Source organism: Citrobacter sp. RHBSTW-01044 (assembly GCF_013781945.1).
Classification (GTDB): domain Bacteria; phylum Pseudomonadota; class Gammaproteobacteria; order Enterobacterales; family Enterobacteriaceae; genus Citrobacter; species Citrobacter braakii.
Window position 1 is genome coordinate 2,614,120 of the sequence record NZ_CP056180.1, and the last position, 12,162, is coordinate 2,626,281.

Below are 12,162 nucleotides of genomic sequence, written 5' to 3' on the forward strand. Positions count from 1 at the left end.
TCTTCGCTGAGTAACATATTATGAAAAACACCTATTTCTCCACTGCGATAGGGCTGTACTTTAATTACCTGGTACACGGCATGGGGGTCATTCTGATGAGCCTCAATATGTCTTCACTGGAACAACAGTGGCACACCGATGCCGCAGGCGTCTCAATTGTTATTTCCTCACTCGGCATTGGCCGTTTAAGCGTGTTATTGGTGGCGGGCATGCTTTCCGATCGCTATGGCCGCAGACCGTTTATTATTTTCGGCATGGCCTGCTACCTGCTGTTCTTTGTAGGCATCATCAATACTCACAGCATTTATATTGCCTATGCTTTTGGATTTTTAGCCGGAATGGCAAACAGTTTTCTTGACGCCGGAACTTACCCCAGCCTGATGGAGGCGTTTCCCCGCTCTCCCGGCACGGCTAATATCTTAATTAAAGCGTTTGTTTCCATCGGTCAGTTTCTGCTGCCGATGATTATCAGTCTGCTGGTGTGGGCAGAACTTTGGTTTGGCTGGTCCTTCCTTGTGGCGGCCGCGGTAATGCTAATCAATGGCATATTTTTGTTTCGCTGTCGATTCCCGGCCCATCCTGGGCATCAAGCCCACCTCAAGGCATTACCCGTTGAACAGAAAAGCATACAATCTGAACATCGTTGTTCTCTTCTCGATCTCGCCAGTTACACTCTGTACGGCTACATCGCCATGGCGACATTTTATCTGATAAGCCAGTGGTTGGCACAGTACGGACAGTTTGTCGCCGGGATGTCCTACACCTTATCAATCAAGCTGTTAAGCATTTACACCTGCGGTTCTCTACTGTGTGTGTTGATCACCGCGCCACTGGCACGAAAGACGGGGCGCGCAACCTCTCTGTTAATGCTGTACACCTTTATCTCATTTATCGCATTGCTGATGGTTTGCCTGCATCCGTCGATCTACATGGTGATCGTCTTCGCGTTTGTCATCGGTTTCTCTTCAGCCGGAGGCGTTGTACAAATCGGTTTAACGCTGATGGCCGCACGCTTTCCCGATGCGAAGGGCAAAGCTACCGGGATTTACTACAGCGCGGGCAGCATTGCGACCTTCACCATCCCACTGATAACGGCAAGACTCTCGCAGACCAGCATTGCTCACATCATGTGGTTTGATACCGGCATAGCCGCGGTAGGCTTCCTGTTAGCATTGTTTATTGGCTATCGCAGCCGTATCGCGACAAAGCAGCAACTAAACATGGCGACGGTCGTAAAATAATGCGGATGCAATATTGTTCTCCCCCGCTGCAAAATAATTGGTCGCGGTTTTAAAACTTCAGCAAAATGTTGGTTGAAAGAATTAAGTTTCACAGTTGAGCATGCAACATACCTGGTAACTTAAACGCCATGCTATGTAGGCACAATATCAGCGCCTCGGTATATTAATCACAAGGTCGCCGCAATTTAAACAAAATCGACGAGCACAGAACAATTTTAAAATCCGCAAGGAGTTGTGAACATGTCTCAAAATAAGACCTTTAATACGCCATTCCTTTTGGCGATAATCTGTATTTATTTAAGTTATTTTTTACACGGCATTAGCGTCATTACACTGGCGCAAAATATGAGCTCTCTCGCAGAAAAATTCTCCACTGACAATGCTGGGATAGCCTATTTAATTTCCGGCATTGGTCTTGGTCGCCTGGTGAGTATTTTATTCTTTGGCGTGCTCTCAGATAAATTTGGTAGACGGGCTATCATTCTGTTAGGGGCAATTCTGTACATGCTGTTTTTCTTCGGCATTCCCGCCAGCCCGAATCTGATGATTGCCTTTATTCTCGCTGTTTGTGTCGGCGTCGCTAACTCGGCCCTGGATACAGGTGGCTATCCGGCTTTGATGGAATGCTTCCCTAAGGCGTCTGGGTCAGCGGTTATCCTGGTTAAAGCGATGGTCTCATTTGGGCAGATGATCTACCCCATCGTCGTCAGCACCATGCTGCTCAACCATATCTGGTATGGCTATGCGGTCATTATCCCGGGGGTACTGTTCGTCGTCATAACGTTGATGCTGCTCAAAAGCCGTTTCCCCAGCCAGATGGTGGATGCGGGCATTGCAAAAGAGCTACCACAGATGAACAGTAAACCGCTGGTCTGGCTGGAAGGCGTAGCCTCCGTTATGTTTGGGGTGGCCGCATTCTCGACCTTTTACGTCATCGTAGTCTGGATGCCGAAATACGCGATGGCATTTGCCGGCATGGCAGAAGCCGACGCGCTGAAAACCATCTCTTACTACAGTATGGGATCGCTGGTCTGCGTGTTTATTTTTGCTGCACTGCTCAAGAAAATGGTTCGCCCAATTTGGGCGAATGTATTTAACGCCGGGCTGGCAACCCTCACCGCAGCGGTTATCTATTTATATCCATCCCCATTGGTGTGTAACGCCGGTTCATTTCTTATCGGGTTTTCTGCCGCAGGCGGTATTTTACAGCTCGGCGTTTCGGTGATGTCAGAGTTTTTCCCCAGGAGCAAAGCCAAGGTCACCAGTATTTATATGATGATGGGGGGTGTAGCCAACTTTATTATCCCATTAATCACCGGATACCTTTCAAACATTGGTCTGCAGTACATCATTTTGCTGGACCTTGCATTTGCTTTGCTGGCCTTCATCACCGCCATCATCGTCTTTATTCGTTACTACCGCGTATTTGATATTCCCAAAAATGATGTGCGGTTGGGCGAACGTTATTTTCAATAAATTGCTTAGAAGGAGTATCAAATGGACGTAACTGCAAAATATGAACTGATTGGTCTGATGGCCTACCCGATCAGACACAGCCTGTCGCCTGAAATGCAAAATAAGGCATTAGAAAAAGCGGGATTACCTTTTACCTACATGGCATTTGAAGTCGATAACTCCACGTTTGCTAATGCGATTGCCGGGCTGAAGGCCTTAAAAATGCGCGGTACCGGAGTCTCAATGCCCAACAAGCAACTGGCATGTGAATATGTTGATGAATTAACGCCTGCAGCCAAACTGGTCGGCGCGATTAATACTATCGTCAATGATGATGGTTACCTGCGCGGCTACAATACTGATGGTACGGGTCATATTCGTGCCATCAAGGAAAGCGGTTTCGATATCAGGGGTAAAACCATGGTACTGTTGGGCGCAGGTGGCGCGTCAACGGCCATTGGCGCCCAGGCGGCGATTGAAGGCATCAAAGAAATCAAACTCTTTAACCGTCAAGATGAGTTCTTTGCCAAAGCGCAGGAATTCGCCAAACGTGTTAATGAAAATACCGATTGCGTGGTCACCGTTATCGATCTCGACGATCGACAGGCTTTTGCGGACGCACTGGCCAGCGCGGATATTCTGACCAACGGTACGAAAGTGGGAATGAAGCCGCTGGAGAACGAATCTCTGGTGACCGACGTTTCCCTGCTACGCCCGGATCTGCTGGTGACTGAATGCGTCTACAACCCGCATATGACCAAATTATTGCAACAGGCACAACTTGCCGGTTGCAAAACGATTGATGGTTACGGCATGTTGTTATGGCAAGGGGCTGAACAGTTCAAACTCTGGACCGGGAAAGATTTCCCTCTTGAGTATGTGAAACAGGTTATGGGTTTTGCAGCCTGATGGGCAAGCATTTGTAAAATATTTAAAGGGTAATCGATGAAAACCGTAACCGTAAAAAACCTCGTCATTGGCGAGGGTGCGCCGAAGATCATTGTCTCACTGATGGGTAAAGACATCGCAACGGTAAAAAGCGAAGCGCTGGCCTATCGCGAGGCGGATTTCGACATTCTGGAATGGCGCGTTGACCATTTCACCGAGGTGTCCTCCGTTGATGCCATACTGGAAGCTGCACGCGCCATCCGCGAGGTGATAGCTGACAAACCGCTGCTGTTCACCTTCCGTAGTGCCAAAGAAGGTGGTGAACAGGCGCTGGCTGTCGAAAACTATATTGCGCTAAACCGTGCGGCGGTAGATAGTGGTCTGGTCGATATGATTGACCTGGAGCTTTTCACCGGTGACGAACTGATTAAAGCCACCGTCGAATATGCACATGCAAAAAATGTCGCCGTCATTATGTCGAATCATGATTTCCATAAGACGCCAGCGGCACAAGAGATTGTCCTGCGCCTGCGTAAAATGCAGGAGCTTGGCGCTGATATCCCGAAAATCGCCCTGATGCCGCAAAACAAAACGGATGTATTGACCCTGCTTGGCGCCACGCTGGAAATGCAGGAACGCTATGCCGATCGCCCGATCATTACTATGTCGATGGCTAAAACAGGGGTGATTTCACGTCTGTCCGGTGAGGTTTTCGGTTCAGCTGCAACCTTTGGTGCGGTGAAAAAAGCCTCTGCCCCTGGGCAAATTTCGGTCACCGACCTACGTACCGTTTTGACCATATTGCATCAGGCGTAATAGTACCGTTTATCCATATTAATATCAGTAATGCCCTGCCCCAGATATTCGCTTAATCACGAATATCGGGCAGATGGCCGGACATTATTAAATAGCTCACATTATTATTGTCGAATATAGCGACAGGTAGTCGCACGCATATAATCTGGAGTTCATATGAAATTATCAAGACCAAAACGCATTGATGGTCGGGTCCCCGTATTATCCGCAGCGGATGCCATTAATTATATTCCTGATGAGGCAACGCTCTGCGTATTAGGCGCAGGTGGCGGTATTCTCGAAGCAACAACATTAATTAATGCGCTGGCTGAAAAATATAAAAACGCACACTCACCCCGAAACTTATCATTGATTAGCCCAACGGGATTAGGTGACCGTGCTGACCGTGGAATTAGCCCGTTAGCACAAGAAGGTTTAGTCAAATGGGCATTATGCGGCCACTGGGGACAATCACCACGAATTTCCGACCTCGCTGAGCAGAATAAAATTGCCGCCTATAACTATCCTCAGGGCGTATTAACCCAGACCCTGCGTGCCTCGGCAGCCCACCAGCCGGGTATTCTGAGTGAGATCGGTATCGGAACATTTGTCGATCCCCGCCAACAGGGCGGAAAGCTGAATGAAGTGACCACCGAAGATCTGATCAAGCTGGTGGAAATTGATAACAAAGAGTACCTCTACTACAAAGCCATTGCGCCAAACATCGCCTTTATTCGCGCCACCACCTGCGACAGCGAAGGTTACGCCACGTTTGAAGATGAAGTTATGTATCTCGACGCGCTGGTGATTGCTCAGGCCGTTCACAACAACGGCGGCATCGTCATGATGCAGGTGCAAAAAATGGTGAAGAAAGCCACACTGCACCCAAAAGCCGTGCGTATTCCGGGCTATCTGGTCGATATTGTGGTCATCGATCCCGATCAAACCCAATTGTACGGCGGCGCACCGGTTAACCGCTTTATATCGGGTGATTTTGTCCTTGATGACAGCCAGCAGACTGCCCTGCCGCTCAATCAGCGTAAACTGGTGGCCCGACGCGCCCTGTTCGAAATGCGTAAAGGCGCGGTCGGCAACGTTGGCGTGGGTATCGCCGATGGTATTGGTCTCGTTGCACGCGAAGAAGGCTGCGCTGACGACTTTATTCTGACGGTCGAGACCGGCCCGATTGGCGGAATTACCTCCCAGGGCATCGCTTTTGGTGCCAACGTCAACACCCGCGCGATTCTGGATATGACCTCCCAGTTTGACTTCTACCACGGCGGCGGGCTGGATGTATGCTATTTAAGCTTCGCCGAAGTGGATCGCCACGGCAATGTCGGCGTACATAAATTCAATGGCAAAATTATGGGAACCGGCGGTTTTATCGATATTAGCGCCACCTCGAAGAAAATAATATTTTGCGGCACGTTAACTGCCGGAAGCCTGAAAACGGAAGTTGCCAATGGCAAATTAAATATCGTGCAGGAAGGCCGGGTGAAAAAATTCGTCAACGAATTACCTGAAGTCACTTTCAGCGGAAAAATTGCACTCGAGCGCGGACTGGATGTGCGTTACATCACCGAGCGTGCTGTATTTACGTTAAAAGAAGATGGCCTTCATTTAGTCGAAATTGCGCCAGGAGTCTCTTTGCAGGAAGACATTCTGGACAAAATGGATTTCCCTCCGGTTATTTCTCCGGAACTGAAACTGATGGACGAAAGATTATTTATCGATGCTTCGATGGGTTTTATATTGCCCGATGCCGCCAATTAAAAGGAGTACCCTGATGGATTTTTCATTAACTGAAGAACAAGAGCTGCTGCTTGCCAGCATTCGCGAACTGATTACCAGCAATTTCCCGGAGGAATATTTCCGTACCTGCGATCAGACGGCGACCTATCCGAAAGAGTTTATGCGCGCCCTTGCGGACAACGGTATTTCAATGCTGGGCGTTCCGGAAGAATTCGGCGGTATCCCGGCAGATTACGTCACGCAGATGCTGGCACTGATGGAAGTTTCCAAATGCGGCGCACCCGCTTTTTTAATCACGAACGGTCAGTGTATTCACAGTATGCGTCGTTTTGGCTCCGCCGAGCAGTTACGTAAAACAGCAGAAAGCACCATGGAAACGGGCGATCCGGCTTATGCGCTGGCATTAACCGAACCGGGAGCAGGTTCAGACAATAACAGCGCTACCACCAGCTACACCCGCAAGAACGGCAAGGTATATCTCAACGGGCAAAAAACCTTTATCACCGGCGCTAAAGAGTATCCTTATATGCTGGTACTGGCTCGCGATCCGGAGCCGAAAGATCCGAAGAAAGCCTTTACGCTGTGGTGGGTGGATTCGAAGAAACCCGGCATTAAGGTGAACCCGTTGCATAAAATCGGCTGGCACATGCTCAGCACCTGCGAAGTTTATCTTGATGATGTTGAAGTAGACGAAAGCGATATGGTCGGCGAAGAAGGCATGGGCTTCCTCAACGTCATGTACAACTTTGAGATGGAACGGTTGATCAACGCCGCGCGTAGTACCGGTTTCGCCGAGTGCGCCTTCGAAGATGCCGCCCGTTACGCTAACCAGCGTATCGCATTTGGTAAACCGATTGGCCATAACCAGATGATCCAGGAAAAACTGGCGCTGATGGCGATTAAAATTGAAAACATGCGCAATATGGTGTTGAAAGTGGCCTGGCAGGCCGATCAGGAACAGTCGCTGCGGACCAGCGCGGCGTTGGCAAAACTGTATTGCGCCCGCACGGCAATGGAAGTGATTGATGACGCCATTCAGATCATGGGCGGGCTGGGTTACACCGATGAAGCGCGAGTTTCCCGATTCTGGCGCGATGTTCGCTGCGAGCGCATTGGCGGCGGCACCGACGAAATTATGATTTACGTCGCCGGACGCCAAATCCTGAAAGATTACCAGAATAAGTAAGCGGTAATTCGTGCCGGATAGCGCACAAGCGTTTTCCGGCACGAGCCAGGATAATCAGACCTCTGGCATCAAGCATTCCTGCTCAACCAGATTATTTTTAAACTGCTTGCGATAATCACTGGGGGTACAACCCACATGCCGCTGAAAGAGTTTGGCAAAGTGATCGACATTTTCATACCCTACCCGCCAGGAGATTTCCGCTAACGAAGCTTCCGTATTCGTCAGGGCAAATTTCGCCTCGGTCATTCGTCGCTGAATCACATAATTGATCGGCGAAATTCGATACTCCTTAGTAAATTCATGGCAGATATAACTCACGCTGGCCCGGAATTTTTTGGATAACTGATCGAGAGTAATTTTTTCACGGAAGTTATTATTTAAATAAACCAGCACATCTTTAATTAAGACATCTTTTTTAATATAACCTTGCTCAGAACGATAGGCATTTTTAAAGTTTTCGTAAAATAAAACGGTTAGAGCATAAGCAAAAGCGTCGTAGGCTGAAGATGTCAGGTTATTTTTGCTCTGGGGGAGCATAACCCCCAACTCATTAAAGATACTCTTAATAACTTCCTTCCCCTGAGTAACGCTAATCACCGGACACGAGTGCATCTGCAATAGCTGATTATCCTGCCAGCCGTTGAAACGAAAACCGTAGAGCGCGCAGGTGTAAGTCGTTGCAGGCGCGCTACTATCCGAAGCAACCGCATGGAGTCGCCCTTGCTCTATCACCACGATATCCCCGGCATGCGCGACATACAGCGACGAATCGATAATTAATCTTGCGACCCCTTTTTTGACATAAATAAGCTCTGTTTCATTATCGTGAACGTGATGACCCGACTCCCAGTTAGGGTCATCACTGATGACGAATCGCGAGAATCTCGGGGTTTTCCCCTGTTCAAAAAGGGTCTCCACGGCATTATCAAAGCAGCGTTGATACATGACAACCTCCACCTAAAGGCAGCAATTTTGGGATTATTAATATCAGAAAATAAAAATGATAATGACGTTATACAACGTTATTCCTTCCCGGCGAAACAAAATTATTTGCCCCGTCTGCAAGATGACACCTTTTGCTTTGGTACATTGCTGCCATTGATTATTTGCGTTTTATAATAATCAAAAAGAATAAATGTTATTAAGTCTGCATTAATAATTTACATATAAGAAACAAATTCAGCGCAGAGGCGATTAAAAACATGACGCATTTCGCAATTATTTTCACTGTCTTTGTGTTCCCGTTTTTTCCTCTGGGACGCACAGTCTGATTATTGCTGATAAACCAGGCATTCCCGGGACGTTTTTTTTGCAAGATTGTTGGCAATGAAAACAGATTTCCCCGTCGAAAACAGCCCTCCCTCTGTCGCACACTATTTTCAGTCAATTTTCCCTACTGTCGATAATGACGCACCACGTCATCATCCACACGAGAATCACTGGAGATGCCATGAAAATAATAACCTGCTTTAAGTTGGTGCCTGAAGAACAGGACATTGTTGTTACCCCACAGCGCTCGCTTAACTTTGACCGGGCCGATGCCAAAATCAGCCAGTTTGACTTAAATGCGATAGAGGCCGCAGCGCAGCTTAGCGCGGAGGGTGATGAAATCATCGCCTTAACGGTGGGCGGGTCGCTACTACAAAACTCCAAAGTGCGTAAAGACGTGCTGTCCCGCGGGCCGGACAGTTTGTATATGGTGCAGGATCCACAGCTGGAGCATTCATTACCCCGGGATACCGCTCAGGCGGTGGCCTGTGCAGCCAAAAATATGGATTTCGACCTGATGCTGTTCGGTGAAGGATCGGGGGATATCTACGCGCAGCAGGTCGGCTTACTGGTTGGCGAACTATTACAGCTCCCGGTGATTAATGCCGTCAGCAGCATCCAACGTAACGGCGATCGCCTTGTGGTTGAGCGCACACTTGAAGATGAAGTCGAAGTAATTGATCTGCCGCTCCCCGCCGTACTGTGCGTGACGTCGGATATCAACACACCGCGTATTCCCTCGATGAAGGCGATTCTGGGCGCGGGTAAAAAACCGGTCACCCCGTGGCAAGCCAGCGATATTGGTTGGATACCTGCGTCACCGTTAGCGGAGCTGGTGAGTCTCACCGTGCCGCCGCAAACCGAACGTCAGCACATCATTCTGGAAAATGACTCAGCAGAAGCCATTGCCGAACTGGCTGAACACCTGAAAAAAGCCCTGAACTAAGCCCAACGGAGAGAAATCATCATGAGTAAATTAGCCAACGTCTGGGTGTTCAGTGATAACGTAGAACGCTATGCAGAATTAATGGCCGGCGCTCGCCTGTGGGGTGAGCAGGTTCACCTTATCGTACAAGGCAGCGACCAGGCCAATCAGTTGCAAGCCCTGGGCGCCGATAAGATAGTCGTGCTCGACGCAACCTCCGGTTTACAGCGTGTTGAAAATTACGCTGAGACCATCGCCGCCCTGATGCAGGAACACGCCGGGCTGCTGCTGATGTCCGCGACTAAACGAGCCAAATCCCTTGGCGCACGCTTAAGTATTCAGCTCAACGCAGCGATGGTGAACGACGCCACATCGGTAACGCTGGATGCAGGCATTTTGTTCGCCGAACACCGGATGTATGGTGGTCTGGCATTTGGCAAAGAAAAAATCAAAAGTACGCTGGCGATTATCACGCTTGCTCCAGGCCTGCTTGAACCGGTCGCGGAAAACGCCTCGCACAACTGCCCGGTTGTCTCAGCAACGTACATCGCGCCGTACCATGAAGTGATGTGCCTGGAGCGTCGCGCCAAATCCGTGAGCAGTGTGGATCTCAGCAAAGCTAAGCGCGTGGTGGGTGTGGGTCGCGGTCTGGTGGCGCAAAACGATCTGGAAATGGTGCGCCAACTGGCATCGGTGCTGGGTGCTGAAGTGGGTTGTTCACGACCGATTGCCGAAGGCGAAAACTGGATGGAACGCGAACGCTACATTGGCGTTTCTGGCGTGTTATTGAAATCAGACCTGTATCTCACGCTGGGCATCTCAGGACAAATTCAGCATATGGTCGGCGGTAACGGCGCGAAAGTCATTGTCGCCATCAACAAAGATAAAAAAGCCCCTATTTTCAATTACGCCGATTACGGTCTGGTGGGCGACATCTACAAAGTGGTTCCGGCCCTTATCGACCATCTCAGCCGCTAATCCCGTTAACGCACATCTCCCGCTGCCCTCGCGGCGGGAAAGGAGCATAAAGCATGTCAGATGAAAAATTTGATGCCATTGTGGTCGGTGCTGGTGTAGCGGGTACAATGACAGGTTACGTTATGGCCCGGGCCGGACTGGACGTACTGGTCATTGAGCGCGGCAACAGTGCGGGCAGTAAAAATATGACCGGCGGGAGACTCTACGCGCATAGCCTTGAGCGCATCATGCCCGGATTCGCGCAGGAAGCGCCTCTCGAACGTAAAGTCACCCGCGAAAAAATCTCCTTCCTGACCGAAGAGAGCGCCGTTACCCTCGACTTCCATCGTGAAAAAGACAACGCGCCAGCGCAGGACTCTTATACCGTTTTGCGCAACCGGCTTGACCCATGGCTAATGGAAAAAGCGGAACAGGCTGGCGTGCAGTTCATCCCCGGCGTGCGCGTCGACGCGCTAATTCGCGAAGGCAATAAGGTCACCGGTGTGCAAGCCGGGGACGATATCCTTGAAGCCAATATTGTCATCCTTGCCGATGGCGTTAATTCTATGCTGGGACGGTCGCTGGGGATGGTTCCCCCCTCTTCTGCACAGCACTATGCCGTTGGCGTAAAAGAGCTGATCGGCTTACCGTCAGCGGTGATTGCGGATCGGTTCAATTTGTCAGGCAACGAAGGTGCAGCCTGGCTGTTCGCAGGCTCACCGTCTGATGGACTGATGGGAGGCGGATTTCTGTATACCAACCAGGATTCCATCTCTCTGGGCCTGGTGTGTGGTCTGGGGGATATTGCCCATGCCACGAAAAGCATTCCGCAAATGCTGGAGGACTTTAAGCGACACCCGACTATTCGTCCGCTGATTGCCGGCGGTGAACTGCTGGAGTATTCCGCACATATGGTACCGGAAGGCGGTCTGGCAATGGTTCCGAAACTGGTTGATGACGGGGTAATGATCGTCGGCGATGCCGCTGGTTTCTGTCTGAATCTGGGTTATACCGTGCGCGGCATGGATTTGGCGATAGCTTCCGCAGAAGCCGCCGCCCAAACAGCCATTGCAGCAAAAGAGCGCCAGGATTACTCGGCCAGTAGCCTGATGGATTACAAACGCGCCCTCGAACAGGGCTGTGTGATGCGTGATTTGCAGCATTTTCGCAAGATCCCGGCGCTGATGGAAAACCCGCGCCTGTTCACCCAGTATCCCCGCATGGTGGCCGATATCATGAACGATATGTTTACCGTCGACGGAAGCCCAAATCAGCCCGTTCGCAAGATGATCATGTCCCATGCCAGGCAAATTGGGCTGATGAACTTACTGAAAGACGGCATCAAGGGGGCCACCGCACTATGAATCAGGACACTAACGTTAACGTCGACGTCAAACTGGGCGTCAATAAATTTAATGTTGATGAAGGCCACCCACATATCATTCTGGCTGAACATCCCGACCTTAATGAATTTCGCAAGTTGCTGAAAGCCTGCCCCGCCGGACTGTATAAACAGGATGAGAGTGGAAATATTCATTTTGATTCCGCAGGCTGCCTGGAGTGCGGCACCTGCCGGGTGCTGTGCGGTGACACGATCCTCACACAATGGGAATACCCGCTCGGAACATTTGGCGTTGATTTCCGCTACGGCTAATGGATTTTGCATGTTGTACGCCGGATTGGCCGCGCCGGCC

11 protein-coding genes are annotated in these 12,162 nt (G+C 50.0%); 10 read left to right on the top strand and 1 reads right to left on the bottom strand.

Translation table 11 applies throughout. The features are described from left to right. Positions 1–20 precede the first annotated feature (20 nt). The 6 genes from HV352_RS12625 (at position 21) to HV352_RS12650 (ending at position 7,317) form a co-directional block, all read left to right on the top strand. Entirely contained in the window at positions 21–1,241 is a 1,221-nt protein-coding gene (locus HV352_RS12625) for an MFS transporter (RefSeq protein ID WP_047417808.1), read from the top strand. 240 nt (positions 1,242–1,481) lie between these two features. Further along, positions 1,482–2,717, top strand: a complete 1,236-nt coding sequence (locus tag HV352_RS12630) for an MFS transporter (protein ID WP_047417810.1) — start codon at positions 1,482–1,484, stop codon at positions 2,715–2,717. Positions 2,718–2,738: 21 nt separating this feature from the next. Continuing rightward, positions 2,739–3,605: a quinate/shikimate dehydrogenase gene (gene ydiB, locus HV352_RS12635; protein ID WP_016156358.1), complete on the top strand. Its 867-nt coding sequence runs from the start codon at positions 2,739–2,741 to the stop codon at positions 3,603–3,605. A 36-nt stretch (positions 3,606–3,641) separates the two neighbouring features. After that, positions 3,642–4,400 carry a type I 3-dehydroquinate dehydratase gene (aroD, locus tag HV352_RS12640; protein WP_181634790.1) on the top strand — a complete coding sequence of 253 codons (759 nt, stop codon included), beginning with the start codon at positions 3,642–3,644 and terminating at the stop codon, positions 4,398–4,400. Between the two features lie 156 nt (positions 4,401–4,556). After that, positions 4,557–6,152 (top strand): acyl CoA:acetate/3-ketoacid CoA transferase, encoded by a 1,596-nt coding sequence (locus HV352_RS12645; protein WP_046274671.1) that lies wholly within the window; start codon positions 4,557–4,559, stop codon positions 6,150–6,152. A 13-nt stretch (positions 6,153–6,165) separates the two neighbouring features. Then, positions 6,166–7,317 carry an acyl-CoA dehydrogenase gene (locus HV352_RS12650; protein ID WP_003836610.1) on the top strand — a complete coding sequence of 384 codons (1,152 nt, stop codon included), beginning with the start codon at positions 6,166–6,168 and terminating at the stop codon, positions 7,315–7,317. A gap of 54 nt (positions 7,318–7,371) precedes the next feature. Here the strand turns inward: HV352_RS12650 and HV352_RS12655 are convergent, their stop codons facing one another. Continuing rightward, positions 7,372–8,262 carry an AraC family transcriptional regulator gene (locus HV352_RS12655; RefSeq protein WP_016152891.1) on the bottom strand — a complete coding sequence of 297 codons (891 nt, stop codon included), beginning with the start codon at positions 8,260–8,262 and terminating at the stop codon, positions 7,372–7,374. Between the two features lie 505 nt (positions 8,263–8,767). Here HV352_RS12655 and HV352_RS12660 point away from each other — a divergent pair. Genes HV352_RS12660 through HV352_RS12675 form a run of 4 tightly spaced genes read left to right on the top strand, consistent with a single transcriptional unit; the run spans position 8,768 to position 12,122 of the window. Next, entirely contained in the window at positions 8,768–9,532 is a 765-nt protein-coding gene (locus tag HV352_RS12660; protein ID WP_101700829.1) for an electron transfer flavoprotein, read from the top strand. A 21-nt stretch (positions 9,533–9,553) separates the two neighbouring features. Continuing rightward, complete coding sequence (locus HV352_RS12665; protein WP_181634791.1) at positions 9,554–10,489, top strand: electron transfer flavoprotein subunit alpha; 936 nt, start codon at positions 9,554–9,556, stop codon at positions 10,487–10,489. 53 nt (positions 10,490–10,542) lie between these two features. Next, positions 10,543–11,832 carry an FAD-dependent oxidoreductase gene (locus HV352_RS12670; RefSeq protein ID WP_016156351.1) on the top strand — a complete coding sequence of 430 codons (1,290 nt, stop codon included), beginning with the start codon at positions 10,543–10,545 and terminating at the stop codon, positions 11,830–11,832. Further along, positions 11,829–12,122: a ferredoxin gene (locus tag HV352_RS12675; RefSeq protein WP_016152887.1), complete on the top strand. Its 294-nt coding sequence runs from the start codon at positions 11,829–11,831 to the stop codon at positions 12,120–12,122. Before HV352_RS12670 ends, HV352_RS12675 begins: the two co-directional genes overlap by 4 nt. The last annotated feature ends 40 nt before the right edge of the window (positions 12,123–12,162 follow it).

Coding starts and splice junctions, on each gene's coding strand:
- HV352_RS12625 (WP_047417808.1), top strand. CDS start 21: ATGAAAAACACCTATTTCTCCACTGCGATAGGGCTGTACTTTAATTAC.
- HV352_RS12630 (WP_047417810.1), top strand. CDS start 1,482: ATGTCTCAAAATAAGACCTTTAATACGCCATTCCTTTTGGCGATAATC.
- ydiB (WP_016156358.1), top strand. CDS start 2,739: ATGGACGTAACTGCAAAATATGAACTGATTGGTCTGATGGCCTACCCG.
- aroD (WP_181634790.1), top strand. CDS start 3,642: ATGAAAACCGTAACCGTAAAAAACCTCGTCATTGGCGAGGGTGCGCCG.
- HV352_RS12645 (WP_046274671.1), top strand. CDS start 4,557: ATGAAATTATCAAGACCAAAACGCATTGATGGTCGGGTCCCCGTATTA.
- HV352_RS12650 (WP_003836610.1), top strand. CDS start 6,166: ATGGATTTTTCATTAACTGAAGAACAAGAGCTGCTGCTTGCCAGCATT.
- HV352_RS12655 (WP_016152891.1), bottom strand. CDS start 8,262: ATGTATCAACGCTGCTTTGATAATGCCGTGGAGACCCTTTTTGAACAG.
- HV352_RS12660 (WP_101700829.1), top strand. CDS start 8,768: ATGAAAATAATAACCTGCTTTAAGTTGGTGCCTGAAGAACAGGACATT.
- HV352_RS12665 (WP_181634791.1), top strand. CDS start 9,554: ATGAGTAAATTAGCCAACGTCTGGGTGTTCAGTGATAACGTAGAACGC.
- HV352_RS12670 (WP_016156351.1), top strand. CDS start 10,543: ATGTCAGATGAAAAATTTGATGCCATTGTGGTCGGTGCTGGTGTAGCG.
- HV352_RS12675 (WP_016152887.1), top strand. CDS start 11,829: ATGAATCAGGACACTAACGTTAACGTCGACGTCAAACTGGGCGTCAAT.